Origin of the sequence: Pseudomonas xionganensis, from assembly GCF_009763245.1 — a bacterium.
Taxonomy (GTDB): Bacteria; Pseudomonadota; Gammaproteobacteria; order Pseudomonadales; family Pseudomonadaceae; genus Aquipseudomonas; species Aquipseudomonas xionganensis.
In genome coordinates, this window is the sequence record NZ_WKJZ01000001.1 from 234,716 (window position 1) to 259,397 (window position 24,682).

Annotated in this window: 24 protein-coding genes; 8 read left to right on the forward strand and 16 right to left on the reverse strand. The window is 65.0% G+C overall.

Going from position 1 to position 24,682, the window contains the following annotated elements:
- The first annotated feature begins 18 nt into the window (after positions 1 to 18).
- The 3 genes from GJV18_RS01100 to GJV18_RS01110 all read left to right on the forward strand — a co-directional run bounded on the left by GJV18_RS01100 (position 19) and on the right by GJV18_RS01110 (position 4,526).
- Positions 19 to 945: a hydrogen peroxide-inducible genes activator gene (locus tag GJV18_RS01100; protein ID WP_160342882.1), complete on the forward strand. Its 927-nt coding sequence runs from the start codon at positions 19 to 21 to the stop codon at positions 943 to 945.
- Between the two features lie 8 nt (positions 946 to 953).
- Complete coding sequence (recG, locus tag GJV18_RS01105) at positions 954 to 3,029, forward strand: ATP-dependent DNA helicase RecG (protein ID WP_160342883.1); 2,076 nt, start codon at positions 954 to 956, stop codon at positions 3,027 to 3,029.
- A 90-nt stretch (positions 3,030 to 3,119) separates the two neighbouring features.
- Positions 3,120 to 4,526, forward strand: coding sequence for an aminoacyl-tRNA deacylase and HDOD domain-containing protein (locus tag GJV18_RS01110; protein WP_160342884.1), 1,407 nt, complete (start codon positions 3,120 to 3,122; stop codon positions 4,524 to 4,526).
- 226 nt (positions 4,527 to 4,752) lie between these two features.
- Here the strand turns inward: GJV18_RS01110 and GJV18_RS01115 are convergent, their stop codons facing one another.
- From GJV18_RS01115 to GJV18_RS01140, 6 genes are all read right to left on the reverse strand, one after another.
- Entirely contained in the window at positions 4,753 to 5,490 is a 738-nt protein-coding gene (locus GJV18_RS01115) for a hypothetical protein (RefSeq protein WP_160342885.1), read from the reverse strand.
- 79 nt (positions 5,491 to 5,569) lie between these two features.
- Positions 5,570 to 5,959, reverse strand: coding sequence for a helicase (locus GJV18_RS01120; RefSeq protein WP_160342886.1), 390 nt, complete (start codon positions 5,957 to 5,959; stop codon positions 5,570 to 5,572).
- Between the two features lie 127 nt (positions 5,960 to 6,086).
- Entirely contained in the window at positions 6,087 to 6,359 is a 273-nt protein-coding gene (locus GJV18_RS01125) for an HU family DNA-binding protein (RefSeq protein WP_160342887.1), read from the reverse strand.
- Positions 6,360 to 6,544: 185 nt separating this feature from the next.
- Positions 6,545 to 7,693: an FAD-dependent oxidoreductase gene (locus tag GJV18_RS01130; RefSeq protein ID WP_160342888.1), complete on the reverse strand. Its 1,149-nt coding sequence runs from the start codon at positions 7,691 to 7,693 to the stop codon at positions 6,545 to 6,547.
- Positions 7,694 to 7,729: 36 nt separating this feature from the next.
- Positions 7,730 to 7,897 (reverse strand): rubredoxin, encoded by a 168-nt coding sequence (locus tag GJV18_RS01135; protein WP_160342889.1) that lies wholly within the window; start codon positions 7,895 to 7,897, stop codon positions 7,730 to 7,732.
- Between the two features lie 188 nt (positions 7,898 to 8,085).
- Positions 8,086 to 8,253 (reverse strand): rubredoxin, encoded by a 168-nt coding sequence (locus tag GJV18_RS01140; protein WP_160342890.1) that lies wholly within the window; start codon positions 8,251 to 8,253, stop codon positions 8,086 to 8,088.
- 193 nt (positions 8,254 to 8,446) lie between these two features.
- On the opposite strand from GJV18_RS01140, the gene GJV18_RS01145 reads away from it, so the two are divergent.
- The 5 genes from GJV18_RS01145 to GJV18_RS01165 all read left to right on the forward strand — a co-directional run bounded on the left by GJV18_RS01145 (position 8,447) and on the right by GJV18_RS01165 (position 13,625).
- Positions 8,447 to 8,998, forward strand: a complete 552-nt coding sequence (locus GJV18_RS01145) for a chorismate--pyruvate lyase family protein (protein ID WP_160342891.1) — start codon at positions 8,447 to 8,449, stop codon at positions 8,996 to 8,998.
- Between the two features lie 165 nt (positions 8,999 to 9,163).
- Positions 9,164 to 10,057: a 4-hydroxybenzoate octaprenyltransferase gene (ubiA, locus tag GJV18_RS01150; RefSeq protein WP_160342892.1), complete on the forward strand. Its 894-nt coding sequence runs from the start codon at positions 9,164 to 9,166 to the stop codon at positions 10,055 to 10,057.
- Positions 10,058 to 10,145: 88 nt separating this feature from the next.
- Positions 10,146 to 10,835 carry a phosphate regulon transcriptional regulator PhoB gene (gene phoB, locus GJV18_RS01155; protein WP_160342893.1) on the forward strand — a complete coding sequence of 230 codons (690 nt, stop codon included), beginning with the start codon at positions 10,146 to 10,148 and terminating at the stop codon, positions 10,833 to 10,835.
- 73 nt (positions 10,836 to 10,908) lie between these two features.
- Positions 10,909 to 12,216, forward strand: coding sequence for a phosphate regulon sensor histidine kinase PhoR (gene phoR, locus GJV18_RS01160; RefSeq protein WP_160342894.1), 1,308 nt, complete (start codon positions 10,909 to 10,911; stop codon positions 12,214 to 12,216).
- Positions 12,217 to 12,284: 68 nt separating this feature from the next.
- The gene (locus GJV18_RS01165; protein ID WP_160342895.1) at positions 12,285 to 13,625 is read left to right on the forward strand and encodes a hemolysin family protein; all 1,341 of its coding nucleotides are present in this window, start codon (positions 12,285 to 12,287) and stop codon (positions 13,623 to 13,625) included.
- Between the two features lie 2 nt (positions 13,626 to 13,627).
- Here GJV18_RS01165 and GJV18_RS01170 read toward each other — a convergent pair whose 3' ends face one another.
- The 10 genes from GJV18_RS01170 to doeA all read right to left on the reverse strand — a co-directional run bounded on the left by GJV18_RS01170 (position 13,628) and on the right by doeA (position 24,631).
- Complete coding sequence (locus tag GJV18_RS01170; RefSeq protein ID WP_160342896.1) at positions 13,628 to 14,497, reverse strand: DMT family transporter; 870 nt, start codon at positions 14,495 to 14,497, stop codon at positions 13,628 to 13,630.
- 48 nt (positions 14,498 to 14,545) lie between these two features.
- Positions 14,546 to 15,334 (reverse strand): maleate cis-trans isomerase family protein, encoded by a 789-nt coding sequence (locus tag GJV18_RS01175; protein WP_160342897.1) that lies wholly within the window; start codon positions 15,332 to 15,334, stop codon positions 14,546 to 14,548.
- Position 15,335: 1 nt separating this feature from the next.
- Positions 15,336 to 16,280 carry a cyclodeaminase gene (locus GJV18_RS01180; RefSeq protein WP_160342898.1) on the reverse strand — a complete coding sequence of 315 codons (945 nt, stop codon included), beginning with the start codon at positions 16,278 to 16,280 and terminating at the stop codon, positions 15,336 to 15,338.
- Complete coding sequence (eutB, locus tag GJV18_RS01185; protein WP_160342899.1) at positions 16,267 to 17,262, reverse strand: hydroxyectoine utilization dehydratase EutB; 996 nt, start codon at positions 17,260 to 17,262, stop codon at positions 16,267 to 16,269. Before eutB ends, GJV18_RS01180 begins: the two co-directional genes overlap by 14 nt.
- Before the next feature lie 62 nt (positions 17,263 to 17,324).
- On the reverse strand, positions 17,325 to 18,731 hold the full coding sequence (locus GJV18_RS01190; RefSeq protein ID WP_160342900.1) for an aspartate aminotransferase family protein: 1,407 nt from the start codon (positions 18,729 to 18,731) through the stop codon (positions 17,325 to 17,327).
- A 112-nt stretch (positions 18,732 to 18,843) separates the two neighbouring features.
- The gene (locus GJV18_RS01195) at positions 18,844 to 20,316 is read right to left on the reverse strand and encodes an NAD-dependent succinate-semialdehyde dehydrogenase (protein ID WP_160342901.1); all 1,473 of its coding nucleotides are present in this window, start codon (positions 20,314 to 20,316) and stop codon (positions 18,844 to 18,846) included.
- A 342-nt stretch (positions 20,317 to 20,658) separates the two neighbouring features.
- A complete protein-coding gene (locus GJV18_RS01200) occupies positions 20,659 to 21,138 on the reverse strand; it encodes an Lrp/AsnC family transcriptional regulator (RefSeq protein WP_160342902.1) in 480 nt (159 codons plus the stop codon).
- Positions 21,139 to 21,281: 143 nt separating this feature from the next.
- On the reverse strand, positions 21,282 to 22,316 hold the full coding sequence (locus GJV18_RS01205; RefSeq protein ID WP_233280059.1) for a TRAP transporter substrate-binding protein: 1,035 nt from the start codon (positions 22,314 to 22,316) through the stop codon (positions 21,282 to 21,284).
- A 55-nt stretch (positions 22,317 to 22,371) separates the two neighbouring features.
- Positions 22,372 to 23,430 carry a N(2)-acetyl-L-2,4-diaminobutanoate deacetylase DoeB gene (gene doeB / locus GJV18_RS01210; RefSeq protein ID WP_218571946.1) on the reverse strand — a complete coding sequence of 353 codons (1,059 nt, stop codon included), beginning with the start codon at positions 23,428 to 23,430 and terminating at the stop codon, positions 22,372 to 22,374.
- A gap of 13 nt (positions 23,431 to 23,443) precedes the next feature.
- Positions 23,444 to 24,631: an ectoine hydrolase DoeA gene (gene doeA / locus GJV18_RS01215; RefSeq protein WP_160342904.1), complete on the reverse strand. Its 1,188-nt coding sequence runs from the start codon at positions 24,629 to 24,631 to the stop codon at positions 23,444 to 23,446.
- Between the last annotated feature and the right edge of the window lie 51 nt (positions 24,632 to 24,682).

Below are 24,682 nucleotides of genomic sequence, written 5' to 3' on the forward strand. Positions count from 1 at the left end.
AATCAATGGATAAACACTATGACCCTCACCGAACTGCGCTATATCGTCACCCTGGCCCAGGAACAGCATTTCGGCCGCGCCGCCGAGCGCTGCCATGTGAGCCAGCCGACCCTGTCGGTGGGGGTGAAGAAACTGGAAGACGAGCTCGGCGTGCTGATCTTCGAGCGCAGCAAGAGCGCGGTGCGCCTGACCCCGGTCGGCGAGGGCATCGTCACCCAGGCGCAGAAGGTGCTGGAACAGGCCCAGAGCATTCGCGAACTGGCCCAGGCCGGCAAGAACCAGATGACCGCGCCACTGAAGATCGGCGCCATCTACACGGTCGGCCCCTATCTGTTTCCCCATCTGATTCCGCAACTGCACCGGGTCGCCCCGGACATGCCGCTGTATATCGAGGAAAACTTCACCCATGTGCTGCGCGACAAGCTGCGCAACGGCGAACTGGACGCCATCATCATCGCCCTGCCCTTCCATGAAGCCGATGTGCTGACCAAGCCGCTGTACGATGAGTCCTTCTACGCCCTGCTGCCGGCCGGCCACCCCTGGGCGCAGCTGGACAGCATCGACCCCAAGCTGCTCAACGACAAGAGCCTGCTGCTGCTGGGCGAGGGCCACTGCTTCCGCGATCAGGTGCTGGAGGCCTGCCCTAGCCTGCGCAAGGGCGGCGAAGACAACGCCAAGCACACCACGGTGGAATCCAGCTCCCTGGAAACCATCCGCCATATGGTCGCCTCGGGCCTGGGTGTGTCGATCCTGCCGTTCTCCGCCGTGGACAGCCATCACTACGCCCCCGGGGTGATCGAGATCCGCCCGCTGAGCGCCCCCGCGCCATTTCGCACCGTGGCCATTGCCTGGCGCGCCAGCTTCCCACGGCCCAAGGCCATCGAGGTGCTGACTGACTCCATCCGCCTGTGTTCGGTGGCCAAGCCACAGACCCAGAACGCCTGAGGCCCGACTTGAGCGAACTTGCAGCGGTGCCGGTGACCGCGCTCAAGGGCGTGGGCGCGGCGCTGGCCGAGAAGCTGGCCAAGGTCGGCCTGGAAAACCTGCAGGACGTGCTGTTCCACCTGCCGCTGCGCTATCAGGACCGCACCCGCATCACCCCGATCGGCGCCCTGCGTCCCGGCCAGGACGCCGTGGTGGAAGGCGTGGTGGCGGGCGCCGATGTGGTGATGGGCCGGCGGCGCAGCCTGCTGGTAAGGCTGCAGGACGGCAGTGGCACCCTTTCGCTGCGCTTCTATCACTTCAGCCAGGCGCAGAAGGAAGGCCTCAAGCGTGGCACCCAATTGCGCTGCTACGGCGAGGTGCGCCCCGGCTCCTCGGGCCTGGAGATCTACCACCCGGAATACCGTGCGCTATCGGGCAGCGAGCCGATAGCCGTGGAACAGTGCCTGACGCCCATCTACCCCACCACCGAAGGTCTGACCCAGCAACGCCTGCGCAGCCTTAGCGAACAGGCCCTGGCCCGTCTCGGTCCGTACAGTCTGCCGGACTGGCTACCCAGCGAACTGGCCCGGGACTACCAGCTCAGCCCCCTCGACCAGGCCATTCGCTACCTGCACAGGCCACCGCCGGACGCTGACCTGGAAGAGCTGGCCGAAGGTCGCCACTGGGCCCAGCACCGCCTGGCCTTCGAGGAGCTGCTGACCCATCAGCTGTCGCTGCAACGCCTGCGCGAGCAGATCCGCACCCAGGCGGCGCCAGCACTGCCCAAGGCGCACAAGCTACCGCAACAGTTTCTGCACAACCTGGGCTTCACCCCCACGGGCGCCCAGCAGCGGGTCGGTGCCGAGATCGCCTACGACCTGGCCCAGAACGAGCCCATGCTGCGCCTGGTGCAGGGCGACGTGGGCGCGGGCAAGACGGTGGTCGCCGCCTTCGCCGCGCTGCAGGCGCTGGAGGCCGGTTATCAGGTGGCGCTGATGGCGCCCACCGAGATTCTCGCCGAGCAGCATTTTCTCAACTTCAGCAAATGGCTGGCGCCGTTGGGCATCGAAGTGGCCTGGCTGGCCGGCAAGCTCAAGGGCAAGGCCCGCGCCAGCGCCCTGGAGCAGATCGCCGCCGGCTGCCCGATGGTGGTGGGCACCCATGCGCTGTTTCAGGACGAGGTGAAGTTCGCCCAACTGGCGCTGGTGATCATCGACGAGCAGCACCGCTTCGGCGTGCAGCAACGCCTGGCCCTGCGGCAGAAAGGCGTGGGCGGACGGATGTGCCCGCACCAGCTGATCATGACCGCCACGCCCATTCCGCGAACGCTGGCCATGAGCGCCTATGCCGACTTGGACACCTCGATCCTCGATGAGCTGCCGCCCGGGCGAACCCCGGTCAATACCCTGGTGATCGCCGACAGCCGCCGTATCGAAGTGATCGAGCGGGTGCGCGCCGCCTGCCGTGAAGGGCGCCAGGCCTACTGGGTCTGTACCCTGATCGAGGAATCCGAGGAGCTTACCTGTCAGGCCGCCGAAACCAGCTTTGAAGAGCTTTCCAGCGCCCTGGGCGAGCTGCGTGTGGGCCTGATCCACGGGCGCATGAAGCCGGCGGAAAAGGCCGCAGTCATGGATGCGTTCAAACGTGGCGAACTGCAGCTGCTGGTGGCCACCACGGTGATCGAGGTCGGCGTGGACGTGCCCAACGCCAGCCTGATGATTATCGAAAACCCCGAACGCCTCGGCCTGGCCCAGCTGCACCAACTGCGCGGGCGGGTTGGCCGCGGCAGTGCGGCGAGCCACTGCGTGCTGCTCTATCACCCGCCGCTGTCGCAACTGGGCCGCGAACGCCTGGGGATCATGCGCGAAACCTGCGACGGCTTTGTGATTGCCGAGAAAGACCTGGAACTGCGTGGACCCGGCGAAATGCTTGGCACCCGCCAGACCGGCCTGCTGCAGTTCAAGGTGGCCGACCTGATGCGCGATGCTGATCTGCTGCCCGCCGTGCGCGACGCCGCCGGCGCCCTGCTGGAACACTGGCCCGGGCATGTCAGCCCGTTGCTGCAGCGCTGGTTGCGTCACGGCCAACAATATGGCCAAGTGTGATCCAGTGCACAGGGCAACCGTCGCCTCGACCGGTAGCCCACAGACCCGCTGTTTATACTTGCCCCAATGCTGCCCAATCCGGATATCGCCATGACTGAACTCGCCCACGCCACCGACACCGCGCCCCAGCCGCCCGCGGTGATCCTGCAGCTGCTGGAAAAGCTCGGCCTAAGCTATCGCATCCAGCCTGACCATTCGTCGCTGCCAGCGGCCCAGCGCCTGCAGGCGGTGTTGCTCGACGATGCCGTCGGCGCCCTGCTGGTGCTATTCCCGCAGAGCCAATTGCTCGATCTGGCGCGCCTGACCGAACTGACCGGACGCCAGCTGACCGCGGTCAAGCCGGAGCGCCTGGAGCGCATGCTCGGCAAACACAACCTGAAAGTGCTGCCCGGGCTGCCGCCGCTGACCAGCTCGCCCTGCCTGTATGACGAGCGCCTGCTACAGGTGCCCAGCCTGTATATCGAGTCCGGCACTCCGGGCATCCTCCTGGAGCTGGCCACCGAGCCATTCAAGCGCCTGCTGAGCAAGGCCAGCGCCGCCCGCTTTGGCGAACCGCTGGAAAATATCCGCCTGAACCTGGATCGTCCCGACGACGACCGCGCCGAGATCACCCAGGCGGTGCAGGCCTTTACCGCCCGGCGCATCCAGCAGCGCCTGGAAGAAACCATCGAAATCCCGCCGCTGCCGGAAACCGCACAACGTATCATCAAACTGCGGGTCGACCCGGATGCCACGGTGGACGACATTACCGGCGTGGTGGAAACCGATCCGGCCCTGGCCGCCCAGGTGGTCAGCTGGGCGGCCTCGCCCTATTACGCCGCCCCCGGCAAGATCCGCTCGGTAGAGGACGCCATCGTCCGCGTGCTGGGCTTCGACCTGGTGATCAACCTGGCCCTGGGCCTGGCCCTGGGCAAGACCCTCAGCCTGCCCAAGGACAAACCGCAACAGGCCACGCCCTACTGGCAGCAGGCGATCTACAGCGCCGCGGTGATCGAGGGCCTGACCCGTGCCATCCCCCGTGCGCAACGCCCGGAAACCGGGCTGACCTACCTCGCCGGCTTGCTGCACAACTTCGGCTATCTGGTTCTGGCCCACGTCTTCCCGCCGCATTTCTCGCTGATCTGCCGCCACCTGGAGGTCAACCCGCACCTGAGCCACAGCCATATCGAGCAGCATCTGCTGGGCATCACCCGCGAGCAGATCGGCGCCTGGCTGATGCGCTACTGGGATATGCCGGAAGAACTGGCCAGCGCCCTGCGCTTCCAGCATGACGCCGACTACGCCGGCCCTCATGCGGCCTATCCGAATCTGGTGTGCCTGTCGCTGCGTCTGCTGCGCAATCGCGGCATCGGCGCCGGCCCCCAGGGCGAAATCCCACAAAGCCTGTTCGACAACCTCGGCATCAGCCGCGACAAGGCCAATGAGGCGGTGGACAAGGTACTGGCGGCGGAAGTGGCGCTGCGCGAACTGGCGGCGCAGTTTCATCCGTTGCACTGATAGACAGCGCTGATGAAAAAGGGGCCGGAAGGCCCCTTTTTCATGCTGGGTATACCTGAGTCAGCTAGAAAGACGGCAATAGGTGGGGTGTGCTGTGCGCACCAACTCAGGCGGCAAATGGCTGGTGCGCACGGCGCACCCTACGGCCCCAGGCGCTCTCATGCGCAGTGGCGAAGGTGAGCGCAACACACAATTGGTACAGAGCCTTGTTTATGCATGCGGGCAATTATTTTCTCAACTGCTCGCGGCGGGCGGCGAACAGCTCGGGCAGGATGACCACACTGCTGTCGAGCAGCAGGGCCACGGCGGGCTGCTCATACAGGGCGGCATAATCGCTCAGCTGCTGGCTGGGCATACGCCGGTAGGCATACAGCATAAAGGACTCCACCGCCGCCGCACTGGAAGCGCGCAAGGCCTCTTCCTGGGCCTGGGTCTGGCTGCTCAGCGAGGCCTCGTCAATGCTTTCACCACGGCCCCTGAGGGCCAGCAGAGCCTGGGTCTTGCCCGCCTCATAACGCAGCAGCGTGGCCAATACCGTGGTGTGGGCCGCGGCATCCAGGCGCCGCACCAGGTCCAGACGTTCCTGCCGCGGCGGACGAGCCGCCAGCTGCTCGCGATAGGCCGCCAGCTCGGCGCCGGCATCTGCACCCACGGCGCGCTCGGCTTCGGTAAAGCGCTGGGCCAGGGGGCTTTCCAGCAACTCGCGGGCCTGCTCCAGCTGCGCCTGGTCGATTTTCTTCGCCAGGCGCTTGGCCAGATCCAGACACAGGGCATCGGCCGCGAAGGCTTGTGCCAGCCGCTTTTGCTCAGCCTGATCCAGGCCGCGCTGAACCAGGGGGGCACTCTGCTCACAGAGCAGACGGATACCCGCCAACTCGAAAACCGGAGCGAACGACTCGGCCTTGGGCGCCACGGCCTGGGCCAGGCCACTGGCAAGCAGAAGGGAAAGGGTCAACAAACGCATGGGCAGGCTCTCGGGAAAACTGCTCCCAGCCTACCCAATGGCGGGCGCCGCGGCCAGCGCAGCGGCATGCTGGTGTCGATCAGGCGGCTTTCTGGCTGGCCGGTTTCTTCGGCATCAGATACTTGGTCAGGCCCTGGAACCAGATCACCAGCGCCGGGTTGCCCTGGATCTGGATGTCCTTGTTCTGAATGCCCTGCATAAAGGCCAGTTGCTTGTTCTTCGCGCTCATGGTGGCGAAGCCATAGGCGGCATCCTTGAAGCCCAGGGCAAAGGCCGGCTCGTTGGCCGGGCCGCGCTTGCTGCTGATGCGCTGATCCTTGACGATAAAGTGACGGGCCACCTTGCCATCCAGGGTGTGCAGCTGGAACACCATGTCACGGCCTTCCAGTTGTTTCTGGAACTCGGGGTTGATGCGGCTGGCCTTGGCCATCAGGCGGCCCAGCATCCACAGGAGAAAACGGAATTTCATGCGCACGGCCTCTGAGGGAGTATGAAATGGCGGCGCATTGTAGTGGTTTTTGCGCGGGACTACAGCCCGGTCTTGCGGTGGGTGTCATGACCGGCTCCGGGGCCGTTGCGGCCCCGGAAATGGCGACTCAGTTGACCGCGTCTTTCAGGGACTTGCCCGGTTTGAAGGCGACGGTGTTGCTGGCCTTGATCTTCACCGGCTGGCCGGTTTGCGGGTTCTTGCCGGTACGGGCACCGCGGTGGCGCTGCACGAAGGTGCCGAAACCCACCAGGGTGACGCTGTCCTTGCGGTTCAGGGCGCTGGTGATTTCTTCCAGTACGGCGTTGAGTACACGGTTGGCCTGATCTTTGGTCAGATCCGCCTTATCGGCGATGGCGGCGGCGAGTTCCGGTTTACGCATAAATGCCTCTTACGGTTTTTTGTTGTTGTGTCCGGGCTGCTCTGCGCGAGCAGAATCCAAGGCGCCGCAGCAGCTCTAGGCTGCGGCAGACCCAAGGAGGATGGCATGCCATTGGCAGTGGCGCCAGTCTTGTCCGACACTTTGAACGGGCATTTTCAGGGCAAATCAGACAGAACGACCGACGATCATGCCAAAAGGGGCGGTAACTGCTTATTCAGGGCCAGCTTTTCCTGCACGGCCGTACCGGTCAGGGCATAACCCAGCAGGTTGCCGGCGGCATCCCGGCACAGCGCCTTGATGTCTGCGCCGCTGCCCTCCACCGACCAATCGCCCTGCAGGCCCGACGGCGGCGGCGACACCACCAGGGGGCAGACCGGGGTCTTTACCGTCACCGGCATGGGCCCGTAGCTGACTGCCGTCGGCGTGCCGGCCAGGGTCTGGGCCAGGGCCCGGGCGCAGCTCATCAGCGGCATGACATAGAGCAGATTGAGGCCATCAACCTCGGCACAGTCGCCCAGGGCATAGATATGGGCCTGGGAGGTCTGCAGCAGGCGGTTCACCACCACCCCGCGCTTCACCGCCAGACCGGCAGCGGTCGCCAGCTCGGTACGCGGACGCAGGCCCACGGCGGACAGCACCAGATCGCAGTCAATCAGCGTGCCATCGGACAGCTGCGCCTGCAGGCCGCCGTCCTTGTGCTGCAGGCTGGCCAGCACCGGGCCCAGGTGGAAACGCGCCCCCAGGCCTTCCAGGCCAGCCTGCACCGCGGCCGCCGCGGCCGGATGCAACAGACCGGGCATCACCTGCTCGCAGGGGGCCACCAGTTCGATCTGATAGCCACCCGCGCTCAGGTCATTGGCAAACTCGCAGCCAATCAGGCCGGCACCGAGAATCAGCACCCGCTGCTTGCCCGCCGCCGCCGCGCGAAAGCGCGCGTAATCTTCCAGATCATTGATCGAGAGGATGCTTTCTGCGGCATCACCCTGCACCGGCACACGGATCACCTCGGCACCCCAGGCCAGCACCAGGTCGCGATAGGGCACAGCCTCACTGCCAATCCACAGGCACTGCTGCGCCGGATCGATGGCGGTGATGCGGGTATGGGTACGGATTTCCGCATTCAGCTGCTCGGCCATGGCACCCGGTTCGGCCATGCTCAGGCCATCGGCATCCTTGTTCTTGGCAAAGCCGGTGGAGAGCATGGGCTTGGAGTAGGAGCGGCCATCGTCGGCTGTGATCAGCAGCAGCGGCGTGGCGCTGTCCAGCTTGCGAAACTCTCGGGCCAGGTTGTAACCGGCCAGGCCGGTCCCGACTATTACCACAGGTGCACTCATGCGTTGCCTTCCTCACTCTCGATCAACATTGGCCGCTCAGTTGATTTCGATCATCTCGAAATCCGCCTTGCCCACGCCGCAATCCGGGCAGAGCCAGTCCTGCGGTACATCTTCCCAGGCGGTTCCCGGCGCCAGTCCCTCGTCGGGCAGGCCCAGAGCCTCGTCATAGATAAAGCCGCATACCACACATTGCCATTTGCGCATCGCACGCCTCCGTGAAAAACCGGGTCTGTGCCTGCACGCTAGCCCAGCCCCTGCTGACTGCCAAGGGCGTGGCAATGGGGTGCAAAGAAAAATCCCTGGGCGCGTTTGCACGGCGTCTGGCGGCGGCCAGCAGAGTGGCCAGCCATAAAAAAACGGCGACCCGCAGGTCGCCGTAGGGAAAACCGCTATCAGCCGATTTCGATCATCTCGAAATCCATCTTGCCGACGCCGCAATCCGGGCACAGCCAGTCGTCCGGAACATCCTGCCACGGCGTACCGGCGGCGATGCCTTCATCAGGCCAGCCCTGGCTCTCGTCGTAAATCAGTCCACAGACCACACATTGCCACTTCTTCATAACGACCTCTGGCGAATCTCACGGCTATTGCGCGGGGCAAACTACCTTATGTGGCTCCAGGCGCCAAGCCGCCGGGCGATGAATAGCGCCCTGGGTGGGCCAACCAAAGTAGGGTCGCGCCGAGCGTGGCCCAGACCCAGGCCAACAAGCCCATGCTAGACTCGCCCGCCTCCCCCACTGGAGCCGAGCCACCGTGCCCCACGCCGCCCTTGCTCACCCGCCGCGCTGGCTGACTGCCGCGCAGCTGCATCCCGCCCCGGCAGCCGGGGTGCGCGACTGGCTGTTCAACCAGGACTCGCTGACCCGGCGCCTCACCGTCCTGTCCGAGGATGGCTTCTCCGTGACGCCCCTGGAGGAAGGCTGGCAGCGCCTGCGCAGCGATGAATGCAGCGCTTTGAACGTGGCGCCAGGCAGCCAGGGCTGGGTACGCGAGGTGTACCTGCGCGGCCACGGCCAGCCCTGGGTGTTCGCCCGCAGCGTGGCGGCGCGCAGCGCCCTGGAAGGCTCCGGCCTGAATCTGGCGGAGTTGGGCAGCCGTTCCCTGGGCGAGTTGCTGTTCAGCGACCGCGCCTTCGACCGCGGCGAACTGCAGGCCTGCCACTACCCGGCGCCCTGGCTACCGGCCGAGGTGCGCAGCGAGCGCCTGTGGGCACGGCGCTCCTGCTTTAGCCGGGGCGCCCTGGGAGTGCTGGTGGCCGAGGTGTTTCTGCCAGCCTTCTGGCAGCACGCCGGTATCGACCCGTAGGGTGGATGACGATTTCCTCATCCACCGCCATGGTGGATCGGTAAAGCGCTATCACACTAGGGTCTGTTGCCGTTTCACTCGCGGCCGCGCCGGAGCGATGAAACGGCAACAGACCCCACGCCAACAACCCCCTTATAATCCGCGCAACCCGCACGGAGACGCGCCATGTATACCCGCCTGCTGCAATCCCTGAACCGTCTGCACCCACGCGCCTGGGACTTCGTCCAGCTGATGCGCCTGGACAAGCCCATCGGCATCTACCTGCTGCTGTGGCCGACCCTGTGGGCGCTGTGGGTGGCGGCAGAAGGCGTGCCGAGCGTGAAGAACCTGCTGATCTTCGTCTGCGGGGTGATCCTGATGCGCGCTGCCGGTTGCGTGATCAACGACTACGCCGACCGCAACTTCGACGGCCACGTCAAACGCACCCAGGCACGCCCCCTGGCCAGCGGCAAGATCCAGCCACGCGAGGCGCTGATCCTGTTCGCCGTGCTGGTGGCGATGAGCTTTGTGCTGGTGCTGTTTACCAACGCCACGACGATCTGGCTGTCCTTCGGTGGCCTGGCTCTGGCCGCCTGCTACCCCTTTATGAAGCGCTACACCTTCTACCCGCAGGTGGTGCTGGGCGCGGCCTTCTCCTGGGGCATGCCCATGGCCTTTACCGCCGAAACCGGCAGCCTGCCGCCGGAGGCCTGGCTGCTGTATATCGCCAACCTGCTGTGGACCGTGGCCTACGACACCTACTACGCCATGGCCGACCGCGACGACGACCTGAAGATCGGGGTGAAATCCACCGCCATCCTGTTCGGCGACGCCGACCGCCTGATTATCGCCAGCCTGCAGGGCCTGACCCTGCTGTGCCTGCTGCTGGCCGGGGCGCGCTTCGAACTGGGCCTGTATTTCCACCTGGGCCTGGCCGTGGCCGCGGCCTGTTTTGCCTGGGAGTACCACAAGACGCGCAACCGCAAGCCCATGGCCTGCTTCAACGCCTTCCTGCACAACCACTGGGCCGGCCTGGCGATCTTTGTCGGGATCGCCCTGGATTTCGCCTTGCGCGGCTAGACAGCCCTGCCGCGCAGTTGTCATATCGCTGCAATAATTCCGTTATCTAATGCAGCTCATTACAGCGAGATGACCCGAGGCTTGATTCATGGTTGGCAAGAACATCCTGATCGTCGATGACGAAGCTCCGATCCGCGAAATGATCGCCGTGGCCCTGGAAATGGCCGGCTACGAGTGCCTGGAAGCGGAGAACACCCAGCAGGCCCATGCCATCATCGTCGACCGCAAGCCCGACCTGATCCTGCTCGACTGGATGCTCCCCGGCACCAGCGGTATCGAACTGGCCCGGCGCCTCAAGCGCGATGAACTGACCGGCGATATCCCGATCATCATGCTCACCGCCAAGGGTGAAGAGGACAACAAGATCCAGGGTCTGGAGGTCGGCGCCGACGACTACATCACCAAGCCCTTCTCCCCCCGTGAGCTGGTCGCCCGCCTGAAGGCCGTGCTGCGCCGTGCCGGGCCCAGTGACAGCGAAGGGCCGATCGAAGTCGGCGGCCTGCTGCTCGACCCCATCAGCCACCGGGTCACCATCGATGGCAAACCGGCCGAGATGGGCCCCACCGAGTACCGTCTGCTGCAGTTCTTCATGACCCACCAGGAGCGCGCCTACACCCGCGGCCAGCTGCTCGACCAGGTCTGGGGCGGCAATGTGTATGTCGAGGAGCGCACCGTGGACGTGCATATCCGCCGCCTGCGCAAGGCCCTGGGCGAGGCCTACGAGAACCTGGTGCAGACCGTTCGCGGCACCGGCTATCGCTTCTCCACCAAGAGCTGATCAGGCAAAGTTGTTAGGATTGCCGGTATCGCTCCGTACCCGGCCGATGGATTTGATCGCGGATGAGCTCTAATTGAATCAAGACTGGCGCGCCCCCCTGATACGTCGCCTGCTGTTGCTGATCGCCGGCTGCCTGCTGCTCGGCCTGATCACAGGCGAATATGGCTGGTCCATGGCCCTAGGCCTGGCGATCTACCTTGGCTGGCACCTGCAGCAGCTTTTGCGCCTGCACAAGTGGCTGCGCACCCGCAAGCAGGACGAGCCGCCCCCCGATGGCTATGGCCTGTGGGGAGAAGTGTTCGACAGCATCTACCACCTGCAGCGCCGTGATCAGAAGGCCCGCGGCCGTCTGCAGGCGGTGATCGACCGCGTGCAGGAATCGACCGCCGCCCTCAAGGACGCGGTGATCATGCTCGACCGCAACGGCAATCTGGAGTGGTGGAATATCGCCGCGGAAAAACTCCTGGGCCTGAAAACGCCCCAGGACAGCGGCCAGCAGATCACCAACCTGGTGCGCGATCCGCGCTTTATCGAGTACTTCGAAGGCAACAACTACGGCGAACCCCTGGACCTGCCCTCGCCGGTCAACGATCGCATTCGCCTGCAGTTTCATATCACCCAGTACGGCAACAGCGAACACCTGATGCTGGTGCGCGACGTGACCCGCCTGCATCAGCTGGAACAGATGCGCAAGGACTTCGTCGCCAACGTGTCCCACGAACTGCGCACGCCGCTGACGGTGATCGCCGGCTATCTGGAAACCCTGCTGGACAATGTCGAAGCGGTCAATCCGCGCTGGCTGCGCGCCCTGCAGCAGATGCAGCAGCAGGGCGGGCGCATGCAGAACCTGCTCAATGACCTGCTCCTGCTGGCCAAGCTGGAAGCCACCGATTACCCCTCGGACAACCAGCCGGTGGCGGTGGACCTGCTGCTGCTGAGCATCAAGAATGATGCCCAGGCCCTGTCCGGCGAGCGCCATCACCGCATCAGCCTGGAAGCCGACCCGCACCTCAAGCTCAAGGGCAGTGAGGCGGAGCTGCGCAGCGCCTTTTCCAACCTGGTGTTCAATGCGGTCAAGTACACCCCGGATGAAGGCGAAATCCATATTCGCTGGTGGGGCGACGAACAGGGCGCCCATCTGGCGGTCCGCGACAGCGGCCTGGGCATCGAGGCCAGGCACCTGCCGCGCCTGACCGAGCGTTTCTACCGGGTCGATTCCAGCCGTGCCAGCAACACCGGCGGCACCGGCCTGGGCCTGGCGATCGTCAAGCATGTGCTGCTGCGCCACCGGGGGCGCCTGGATATCCACAGCCAGCTGGGCAAGGGCAGCACCTTTACCTGCCACTTCCCGCCGCAACAAGCCGTGCGCCGCGGCCAATAACGCGCCCCCCTTGCAAAGCGCGCGCACTGCCCCCACCCTTTAGGCATCTGCCAGCCACTCAAGTCTTTATGGACCCTTCCACGAGTCTTTCCGCCGCACACTACTTCGCCGACTTCGGCCTTTTGCTCTTCGCCCTGCTGCTGGTGCTGCTCAACGGCTTCTTCGTTGCCGCCGAGTTCGCCATCGTGCGCCTGCGCGCCACCCGGGTGGAAAGCCTGGCCGATCAGCACGGCTGGCGCGGGCATATCCTGCGCACCGTGCACAACCAGATGGACGCCTACCTGTCGGCCTGTCAGCTGGGCATCACCCTGGCCTCCCTGGGCCTGGGCTGGGTAGGCGAGCCGGCTTTCGCCGAGCTGCTCAGGCCCCTGCTCGGCGCGCTGGGCGTCGAGTCAGCCGGGCTGGTCAGCGCCATTGCCTTTTTCCTGGCCTTCGCCAGCCTGTCCTACCTGCATATCGTGGTCGGCGAGCTGGCGCCCAAGTCCTGGGCCATCCGCCAGCCCGAACGCTTGTCGCTGTGGACTGCCGCGCCGCTGTACGGGTTCTACTGGCTGATGTACCCGGCGATCTTCGTCCTCAATGCCAGCGCCAACGCCATTCTGCGCATCGCCGGCCAGGGCGAGCCCGGACCTCATCACGAGCATCATTACAGCCGCGACGAGCTCAAGCTGATCCTGCATTCCAGCCGCGCCAGCGCCCCCAGCGATCAGGACATGCGCGTACTGGCCTCGGCAGTGGAGCTGGGCGAGCTGGAAGTGGTGGACTGGGCCAACTCCCGCGAAGACCTGGTAGCCCTGGAGCTCAATGCCGGCCTGGACGAGGTGTTCAGCACCTTCCGCCGGCACAAGTACAGCCGCTACCCGATCTACGACAACGCCAGCGAAAGCTTTGTCGGTGTGCTGCATATCAAGGATCTGCTGCTGCACCTGTCGCTGCTGGAAATGCTGCCCTCGGCGCTGCGCCTGGGCGATCTGATGCACCCCATCGAACGGGTCGGCCGGCACATGCCGCTGTCACAGCTATTGGAGCAGTTCCGCCAGGGCGGCTCGCACTTCGCCCTGGTCGAGGAGGCCGACGGCAAGGTGATCGGTTATCTGACCATGGAAGATGTGCTGGAAGCCCTGGTCGGCGATATCCAGGACGAACACCACAAGGCCGAACGCGGCATCCTCGCCTATCAGCCGGGCAAGCTGCTGGTGCGCGGCGACACCCCGCTGGCCAAGGTCGAGCGCCTGCTCGGCGTCGATCTCGACCCTATCGAGGCGGAAACCCTGGCGGGGCTGGTCTACGAGACGCTCAAGCGCATGCCCGAGGAAGAGGAGGCACTGGAAGTCGAAGGCCTGCGCATTATCGTCAAGAAGATGAAAGGGCCGAAGATCGTCCTGGCCAAGGTCCTCAGGCTCGACTGACCTCAGGCCAGCACCGGCGGCGGACGCCGGCGCCAACCGTGCAGGCTGTGTACCAGCAGGGTGACCAGGATGAGCGCGCCGCCCAGCAATACCGTGCGGCTCGGTGCCTCGTCGAGCAGCCACCAGACCCACAGCGGCCCCAGCACCACCTCCAGAAGCAACAGCAAGCCCACCTCCGTGGCACTGATCCAGCGTGGCCCGAGCTGGATCAGCATAAAGGCCAGGGGCAACAGCACACCGGCCATCAGCGCCAGCCCCAGCCACTGGTTGAATGCCAGGGCAGGCGTACCGCCGAACACAAAGCCCAGCAGCGAGACCAGCAAAGCCCCCGGGATCAGCGCCGGACTCATGTCAATGCCCGGCTGACTGCGCGCCAGGCTGAGGTTGCCGGCCAGTAGAGTGGCCGCCACCAGGGCCAGCAGCGTACCGCTGCGGCTCTGTCCGCTGGGCGCATCGGCGACGATCAGCAGCACGCCCGCCAGACACAGACCAATGGCCAGCAAGGTACGCAGCGCCAGACGCTCGCCCAGCCAGACCCAGCTCAGGGCCGCGGCAAGCAGCGGCGACAGACTGAAGATCACCAGGGCGCTGGCGGCCCCTGTCAGGCTGACGGCACTGACAAAGCACAGGGTGCTGAAGCAGTAGCAGAGCGCACAACCCACCCCGGTCCAGCCGCAACGGTGCAAGGCCGTCAGCAGGCGGCCGCGGTAACGCCAGCTCAACAACAGGGCCAGGCCGGTCGCCATGATCAGTCCCCGCCAGGCCAGTATCTGCAGCGGCGGCGAATCCAGCCAGCGCAGCACCAGGGCATCCGGCGAAATAATCAGCATGCCCAGTGTCGTCAACAGCACGCCTTTTTGTCTGTCCTGCATGGTGCCCGCCTCCAGGCATGATTTGGTGTCCGCTGCGCTCAGCGGGGTTCAGCCCGCTGCCCGGCTGTCGGCCAGCAAGCTGCCAAAGCCCTGGGGCCGGTGCACGCAGCCGGCCAGTTGCAGGGCATGCCAGAACAGCGCCTGGTTGCTGGACACCACCGGCAGGCCCAGGCGCTTTTCCAGGCCGTCCAGCAGTGTCAGGGTTCTCAGGTTGGTACAGGCGAGAAACAGCGCATCGACCCGCTGCCCCACCAACAGAGCCTGGGCGGCCACCTCGATGGACGCGGCGGGTATACGCGGAATCTCGGCGTCGGCCAGGACTTCGAAACTGCCGAACGCCACCACTTCGTGCCCCGCCTGCTCAAGGCCCTGGTAAAACGGGTAATTGACCTCGCTGATATAGGGCGTGAGCACCGCGATACGCCGTGCTCCCAGGCCACGCAGGGCGGCCTTGACCGCGCTCCACGGATTGCTGACCGGCACCCCGGGGCGCGCCTGGTTGATCAGGCGCGCGATTTCCTGCTCGCCAATCAGCATGCTGCCGGACGTGCAGCCGAAGGTCAGCACATCCAGCGGCATGCCGGGAACCAGTTGCTCACAGGACTGTGTCAGCCCCCGCGCCAGGCTGCGCAGGCCCTCCGCAGTCACGGCCGGGCTGCAGGGGGTACGGGTGCTGTACAGTTCGACCCGTTCACCGAGCAGCTGGCGCCACTCATTCTCCAGGGTGAAGTCACTGGCCAGTTGCAGCAGGCCGATGCGCACATGGCCGTCGTCCACGCTGGCGGGGTAGGTGAAACTACGCTGAAACGCCTGAAATGCCGCGAAGGACGCAATCATCTCAGGCTCCTTCAAGCAGACGCGCGGCATAGTTGGCGATGGCGGTGTCCTGCACGCCGGTGCCCGTCAGGTCGCACACCGTGATCTGGTCATCCCGGCTGCGCGCCGAGCGGCCACTGACCACCAGCGCTCCCAACTCCAGCACCTCCCGCGCCAGATCCGGGGCATGGTGCAGTTCACCCAGGGCCCGGGACTGGCTCAGGCGATCCACCACCAGCACATCGGCGCCTGCCAGGATGGCTGGCTCCAGCTCCTGCTTGTGCGGGTTGTCCGAGCCCATGGCCGTGACATGCACACCCCTGGGCAGATCGTGCCAGTGCAGCACGGGTTCACGCGCCGGCGTGGTGGTGACCACGATATCGGCTGCGGCGCAGGCCGCCGCCGCGCTAGCGTGAACCGTGACCGGCAAGCCGTGGCGGGCCTGCATCTGGGCCGCATACTGCTGCGCCTTGAGCGGATCGCGGGCATGCACATGCACGGCCTGGATATCACGCACCAGACGCAACGCCGCCACCTGCAACTCGGCCTGAAGCCCGGCACCGATCACCGCCACCGTGGTCGCCGCCTCGCGCGCCAGGTACTTGGCGGCCACCGCACCGGCCAGCGCGGTGCGGATGTCGGTCAGGTAGCCCTCATCGAACAACACCGCATCGACCAGACCGGTCTTGGCCGAAAACAGCAGCATCAAGCCATTGAGGCTCGGCAGGCCCAGTGCGGGATTGTCGAAAAAGCCGGGGCTGATCTTGATGGCAAAGCGTGGCCAGCCATGGATATGCGCGGTTTTCACGTCCACTTCGCCGTTGTTCTCGGCAATGTTCATGCTGAGAATCGGCGGCATTTCCACCTCACCCCGCCCGAGCGCGGCAAAGCCGGCCTCGACCGCCTCCAGCGCGGCGTGATCGAGGCGTACCTTTTCAGCAATCTGCGCGCGGTTATAGATCTGCATAGGGTGGCTCTCCTGCCAGGCGACAGGCCTGGGCAAAGGTGGTGGTGGATAGGTTCTGACCACTGATGACAAAGGCCACGCGGCGCCCGCTCAAGTCCAGGCGATGCTGCTCGACCGCGGCCATGCCGACTGCGGCAGCCCCTTCGACCAGCAGTTTGTCCTCGCGCAGCAGCTGTACCATGGCGCGCGCAATCTGCACTTCATCGACCTTGTAGCCGCGGTCCATGTAGCGCTGGGTCATGGCAAAGGTCCAGGCGTTGTCCAGGCCGATGCCACCGCCCAGGCTGTCCGCCAGCGAGGACACTTCCGCCACCTGCAGCGGATGGCCGGCGGCCAGGCTTTCCAGCATGGCCGCGCCCTCGTTCATGCTCACGCCGATCACTTCGAGCGCCGGATTGATGCTCTTGGCCGCCAGACCGATGCCGGCGATCAGTCCCCCGCCGGACAGGCCGGCAAAGATCATGTCGATTTCCGGCTGCTCTTCGAGGATTTCCAGCCCGCAGGTGCCCTGACCGGCGATCACCAGTGGGTGGTCGAACGGTGGCAGATAGGCCAGGCCCCGCTCATCGCGCAAGCGACGTGCCTCGCAGTCGGCATCGTCCTGGCAGTCGCCATGGATCACCACCTCGGCGCCACTGGCGCGCAGCGCAGCCACCTTGTTGTCCGGCACCAGGCGAGAAATGCAGACCGTCACCGGAATGTTCAGGCGCCTACCGGCATAGGCCAGCCCGCGGCCGAAATTACCGGTCGACATGGTCACCACGCCCCGCTCTCGCTGCGCCGGGTCCAGGCCGAGCAGTGCGTTGGCCGCACCGCGCAGCTTGAAGGCGCCGGTAGGCTGCAGGTTGTCGAGCTTCAACCAGGCGTCACAGTTCCAGCGTCGTGAAAGTGATTCCGAGCGCACCAGTGGCGTACGCAGGGCCAGCCCGGCGATCCGCTGGCGAGCCAGGTAGATGTCCTTGAGTGTCAGTTGTTCGCTCATCTGTGCATTCATCCAGACAATGCCCTGAAGCCACCGCTGGGGTGGCTTCAGTCGGCCGGTGCTTACTTGGCGTTCCAGGCACCGCTGGTGATCAGCTTGTCGGTGACCTTGTTGATGGCCCGCTCGGCGCGCGCCACGATGTCATCCACTTCACCACGGGTGACCACCAGCGGCGGGGCGAAGCCGAGGATGTCGCCGTGCGGCATGGCCCGGGCGATCAGCCCTTCTTCCAGGCAGGCTGCGGAAATCTGCGGGCCGACCTTGAGGCTGGGGTCGAAGTGCTGGCGCTTGCTGCGGTCGCTGGAGAACTCCAGGGCCGCCAGCAGGCCGATGCCACGCACCTCGCCGACCAGGGGATGCTCGGCGAAGGTGGCCTGCATGCGCTGCTGCAGGTAGGCCCCGGTATCGCGGGCGTTGCCGGTGAGATTTTCGCGCTCGATGATGTCCAGGTTGGCAATGGCCGAGGCGATGCCCATGGGGTGACCGGAATAGGTGTAGCCATGGCCGATGGCGCCGTAGGTGTCGGTGCCCTGCTCCAGTACCTGCCACACGCGCTCGCCGACGATCACCCCGGACAGCGGCTGATAAGCCGAGGTCAGGCCCTTGGCCACGGTGATCAGGTCCGGCTTCATCTCGTAGTACTGGGAACCGAAATCGACGCCCAGGCGACCGAAGCCACAGACCACCTCATCGGCAATCAGGAGGATGTCGTACTTGTCCAGCACCTTGCGGATTTCCGCCCAGTAGCCCTGCGGTGGCGGCACGATGCCGCCGGTGCCGAGCACCGGTTCGCCGATCATCGCCGCGACCGTCTCCGGCCCTTCGGCGAGGATCATCTCCTCAAGCTTGTGCGCGCAGTAGCGGGAAAACTCCAGCTCGCTCATGGCGTCGTCCGGGCGCCGGTAGTAGACCGGGGCCACGGTGTGCTTGATGCGCTCCAGCGGCAGGTCGAAATGGGCATGGAACACCGGCAGGCCGGTCATGGAGCCCGAGGCGATGCTCGAACCGTGATAACCACGGTCACGGGAAATCACCTTTTTCTTCTCGGGACGGCCGAGGATGTTGTTGTAGTACCAGACCAGCTTGAGCTGGGTCTCGTTGGCGTCCGAGCCGGACATGCCGTAGTAGACCTTGCTCATGCCCTGGCCGGCGAGCTTGACGATGCGCTCGGACAGGGTCGCCATGCCCTCGGTGGTATGGCCGACATAGGTATGGTAGTAGGCCAGTTCCTTGGCCTGCTTGTAGATGGCCTCGGCCATTTCCGTGCGGCCATAGCCGATATTTACGCAGTACAGCCCGGCAAAGCCGTCGATAAACTCGTTGCCCAGCGAATCGCGGATGCGGATGCCCTGGGCACCGGTGACGATACGTGCCGGGCTTTCACCATGGGCATGCTGCTTGAGATGGGTGGAGGCGTGAAAGACGTTCTGGCGGTCGATCTCGATGATCTTCTGGGTGTCGATGGTCATGGCAGTGCCCTCTTGGAACTCATTCGTGATTGGCTTCAGTGGAGTCGACCCCACTGAAGACCTGGCAAGCGCAGGCTAGGCAGCGCATGGCGCGCGAAGCCCGCTGTCGTTTTCAGCTACCGCTGGCACTGGGCAGGTTGCCCAGGCAGTAGTATTTGATCTGGCTGTATTCATCGAGGCCGTGGCGCGAGCCCTCGCGGCCGAGACCGGACTGCTTGACGCCACCGAAGGGCACGGGTGGGCCGGTCATCTTCACCGAGTTGACGCTGACCATGCCGAACTCCAGGCCGCGCAACAGTGCCCACACCGGCCGAATGTCGTGGCCGTAGACATAGGCGGCCAGGCCGTATTCGGTGTCGTTGGCCTGGGCAATCAACTGCTGCAGATCGTCCCAGGCCAGCACCCCGGCCACCGGGGCGAAGTTTTCCTCGCGGTATACGCGCATCTGCGGCGTCACATCGGCCAGCAGGGTCGGCATGAAGAAGTTGCTTCCTGGCGCCTGGCGCTGGTCACCGACCAGCAGTCGCGCGCCCTGAGCCACGGCGTCATCGACCAGTTCCTGGGCCTTGAGCACGGCCTTGCGATTGATCAGCGGCCCCTGGTTGACGCCACGGACCAGGCCGTTGCCCACGGTCAGCTCGGCCATGCGCCGGGCGAAGGCGGCGAGGAAGGGCTCGTACAGCGAGCGGTGCACGAAGATGCGGTTGGCCGCCAGGCAGTCCTGGCCAGTGGTCTGGAACTTGGCATCGATGGCGGCTTGTGCAGCCTCTTCCACATCCATGTCCGGCAGCACGATAAAGGGCGCGTTGCCGCCCAGCTCCATGGAGCATTTTTTCACCGTGGCCGCGGCCTGCTGCAGAAGCAGGCGCCCGACCCGGGTCGATCCGGTGAAGGACAAGGCCTTGACCTTGTCGCTGGCGCACAGCACCTGCGAGACCATCTCCGGCTCGCCGGTGATGACATTGAACACCCCGGCGGGAAAACCGGCGCGCTCGGCCAGTTCGGCCAGGGCCAGGGCGGAGAACGGCGTCTCGCCGGCCGGCTTGACCAGCACCGTGCACCCCACCGCCAGGGCGGCGGCGGCCTTGCGGGTAATCATCGCGCAGGGGAAGTTCCACGGCGTGATCAGCGCGGCGACACCGATCGGTTCACGCACGCTGCCCAGCTGGGCGTTGCGAATGTGGCTGGGAATGGTCTCGCCGTAAGCGCGCCGCGCCTCCTCGGCGAACCAGCGGATAAAAGAGGCGGCGTAATCGATCTCGCCCCGGGCCTCATCGATCGGCTTGCCCTGTTCCAGGGTCATCAGACGGGCCAGGTCTTCCTTGTTGGCCAGCAGCAGGTCATGCCATCTGTTCAGGATCGCACCACGGGCATCCACCGACAGGGCTCGCCAGGCGGGCAAGGCGGCCTCGGCAGCGTCGATGGCGGCCTCGATCTGGCTGGCATCCAGCAGGACACAGCGGCCAATGGTTTCTTCGGTGGCCGGGTCGATGACGGCTTCGTCCTGACCGTCATGGCCGGCGACCCATTTGCCGTTGACATAGGCCAGCTGGCGAATCAGACGCGGATCTTCGAGTGTGTGCATGGTCAACGCCCCTCAGCGTGCTCGGACGATCGCTGGGGATCGCGCCGATTTGGTTCGTGATTACGGGTTCCACTCTAGGGGGGATTGCCTCCCGGTTTTTTCTGTAAAGCGGCGCCGCGCACCCTGTTTTTTTCCTTTGCCCGGGCTATTTCGCGGTTTTTTTTGCAACGCTGCGGCGAACCTGTCCTGGGGCCATGACGCCGCACCCGACAGACACGCCAAGGACCCAACCGCCTTGACCAGGGACAGGACGCATAAGCCGTACGGGGGTTGCCAAGCGGGTGGATCACAGCACCGGCGAAGGTCGCCGGCAGGGGGAGGGAGCAGGCCCGGGATACCTGCTCAGTCTGCGTCGCGCAGGTCGGCCAACACGGCCGGCTCGCTCAATTTGACGGTCTTGGTCACGATGTAGGTGAAATAGCGCTCGATGCCCAGGTCGCTCATCAGCCACTGATCGATCAGGCGCTGATACTGATCGATGTCGCAGGCCATGACCTTGACGATGTAGTCGATGCCGCCACCCGTGGCGTAGCACTCGGTGACTTCGGGGCAGGCCTGCATGGCATTCTCGAAACGCTGAAAGGCCTCGCGGCTGTGCTGCTTGAGGCTGACTTCGACCATCACCGCAGCCCGTTTGAGCAGAATCTCCGTGTTCAGCTGGGCGCCATAGCCACGAATGATCCCGGCGTCCTCCAGGCGTTTGACCCGCTCCCAGCAGGGGCTGACGGACAGATTGATGGCCTCGGCCAGACTGGATTTGGTAATGCGACCGTTGACCTGCAGGATGCGCAGGATTTTCAGGTCATAGCTGTCAAGACGCATGCCGCGCTCCAGGTAAACGGCCATGTGCCGAGGCGTCACGCGCGCACCGTCCAGGGCTGGACTCAGGGGGATGTACGCGCGACCCGGGAAAACCGGCACATGGCAAAACAGACCGGCGGCCGCTCGGGCCGCCGGCAACCGGTTTACTGCTGCTCCAGCGCCGCAATTTCCGCTTCCAGAGCCTTGAGCACCGCACCCGCCTCGGGGCCGGCCAGGTCCACCAGCTTGTCGCGCAGCGGCTGGCTGGCTTCACGGAAGGCGGCCTGCTCCTGCTCAGTCAGGTGCACCAGCTTGATACCCGGCTTGGCCTGCTGGATCTTCTGCAGGCGCTCCTTGTTGTAGCTGGCCTGGGTCTCGAAGATATAGGGCGCCAGTTCCGCCACGGTTTCATCGATCATCTGCCGCTGCTCGGCCGGCAGGCCCTGGTACCAGGACTCGCTGGACAGTACGGCCACGGTGAACTGCTGATGACCCGACCAGGTCAGCACATCGTTGACCTCGTAGAACTTCATCTCCTCGATGGCGAAGATGGGGTTCTCCTGACCGTCGATCATCTTCAGCTGCAGGCCGCCGTAGACCTCCGAATAGGGCAGCGGCGTCGGCACGGCACCAAAGGACTTGTAGGTCTCCACCAGCATCGGCGAGGCCATCACGCGCATCTTCACATTGGCGAAGTCGGCCGGCTGGCGTATTTCCTTGTTGGTGCTCCAGACCATCTCGCCTTCCGGGTACATGCTCAGCAGGCGCAGGTTACGGGCTTTCAGCTTGTCGGCCACCGGTCCGTAGATGGTCGGGCTTTCGGTGAGCAGCTTGAGGTTGACCTGGTTGTCCTGGGACAGCAGGTAAGGCACCGAGAACACCTGCATGCCCGGCGCCGTCGAGCCCAGGATGCCGGTAGAGCCATGGGTGAACTGCAGCACGCCATTGGCCACCAGCTCGGTCAGATCCTCCGATTCGCCCAACGCGCCATAGGGATAGACGGTGACGCTGATCTTGCCGGCGCTTTTCTCCTCGATCAGTGCCTTGAACTTCTGCGCATAGGCGTCCTGCACGCTGCCGCTGATTTCCTCCAGGGCGAACTTCCATTCTTCGGCTGCGGCCATGCTGGCCTGACCGGCCAGGGCCAGGCCCATGGCGGCCGCCAGGGCCGCTTTTTTCAGTGCATTGAGTGTGTACATGGTGAGGTCTCCGCTTGCTGTTATTGTCATTGAAGAGCGGCCGCCACAGCGGCTTTCAGCTTTCGACGATGTCGGCGATTACCGCCAGGGTATCGCCAATGTCCACCAGTGCGGGAAAGCGCCGGGCCACCAGCAGGCCGTCGCGCTGCGCACGATATTCCACGGCCGGTGTACCGGTGCGCTCGAAGGCATGCACCCGCGCCACCAGGTCGCCCTGACGCACCGGCTCACCCAGGCTGAGGGTCAGTTCGAGGATGCCGCGATGGGTGCTCTGCACATAGCAGCTGGCATCGGGCATATCCAGTTGCAGGGGCGCCGCTTCGGGCAACTCCGGCTCACCGTCGAGGATCCCGGCGAACTTGAGAAAGTTGCGCACGCCGCGATCGGCCAGGGCCATGGTTTCCGGGGTGCTGGTGCCGCCCCCACGCAATTCGGTGGTGACGAACACCTTGCCCTGGACCTCCACCGCCGTGTCGTACAGCGAGGCCGCATCCAGCTCGAAAAGAATCATGCTGGCCGGGGTGCCGAACAGGCGGGCACCCTCGATGCAGCGGGCCTCCTGCTGCGCATCGGGCAACCGATGGGCCGCGGCGAACGGCAGGATGTCCAGGGTCTTGCCGCCGGAGTGAATGTCCAGGGCGTAGTCGCACAGGGGAATCAGGTAGCGCTGGAAGTAGTCGGCGATCCGCTCGGTCATGCTCCCGGCCGGGTTGCCGGGAAAGGAGCGGTTCATGTTGCCCTTGTCGATCGGCGAGGTCCGGCTGCCATTCTGCACCGCCGGGTAGTTCATCGCCGGCACGATGATGACGCGCCCGCGCACCTGCTCGGCACTCAGCTCACTGGCCAGCTTGAGCAGGCTGGTGATGCCCTCGTACTCGTCGCCATGGTTGCCGCCGGTGAGCAGGGCGGTGGGGCCCTCACCGTTCTTCACCACGCTGATGGGAATCATGATGCAGCCCCAGGCCGACTGGTCGTGGGAATAGGGCAACTTGAGAAAGCCGTGCTGCACGCCATCCCGGTCGAAATCCACCGTGGCACTGATGGTGCTGGGGCGCATCTCGACGGCCGGGGTGCAACGGTTGGCCTGCAACTCTGCTTCAACGGATATGTTCATGCGTACTCCCCCTTCAGGCCTTGACGAACAGCTGACGCGGAAAGTCGCAGAGGGTTTCCACGCCGGTTTCCGTGATCAGGATGCTTTCGGTGGTTTCCAGGCCCCAGTCGTCCAGCCACAGGCCCGGCATGAAGTGGAAGGTCATACCAGGTTGCAACACCGTGGTGTCGCTCTCGCGCAGGCTCATGGTTCGCTCGCCCCAGTCCGGCGGATAGCTCAGACCAATCGGGTAGCCACAGCGGTTGTCGCCACGGTCGTAACCGTAACGGCGCAAGGTGCTGTTCAGCTCCCGGGCGATGTCACCACAGGTGTTGCCGGGCTTGGCCACCGCCAGGCCGGCTTCGAGACCGGCATTGATCGCTTCCTCGGCCTTGCGGAAAGCCGCCGACGGTTCGCCCAGGTAAAGGGTACGCGACAAGGGGCAGTGGTAGCGCTTGTGGCAACCGGCGATCTCGAAGAAGGTGCCTTCGCCCTTCTTGAACGGGCGCTCGTCCCAGGTCAGGTGCGGTGCCGAGGCATCCTTGCCCGAGGGCAGCATGGGCACAATGGCCGGGTAATCACCAAACTTGCCATCGTGACCGACGCAGGCTACGCGGTAGATTTCACCTACCAGCACATTCTTCGGCAGTCCCGGCTCGACCATGTCGATGATCGCGCGGTGCATGTTCTCGACGATCCGCGCGGCCACCCGCATGTATTCGATTTCCTGGCCCGACTTGATCGCCCGGCACCAGTTGACCAGACCGGTGGCATCCACTAGCGGTGCCTGGGGCAGGCCGCGCTGCAGAGCCTGGTGCGAGGTGGCGCTGTAGTAGTAGTTGTCCATTTCCACGCCCACCACACCCTGGGTCCAACCCCGTGCCGGCAGGATCTCCTGGCACAGATAGTCGAGGGCATGATGGGGCGGGTTCATGACATAGCGGTCGCTGTAGGAAGCAATGTCCTCTTCCGGCAGGTAGACGGTGCGCCGGGCGCCATTGGCATCGATGCCGCGGCCGTACCACAGCGGGTTGCCCTGCTGACCAACCACCACGCACTGCGGGGTGTAGAACGACCAGCCGTCGTAGCCTGTCAGCCAGGCCATGTTGGATGGATCATGCACGATCAGCGTGGTGATCCCCCGCTCGGCCATGGCAGCACGCACCTTGGCCAAGCGCTGGGCATACTCTTCACGGCTGAAATTCAACGCGATTTCACTCATGACAGCATCTCGAAATTGAACGCCGGGGCGTTCAGGCCCTTATCCGGCCGC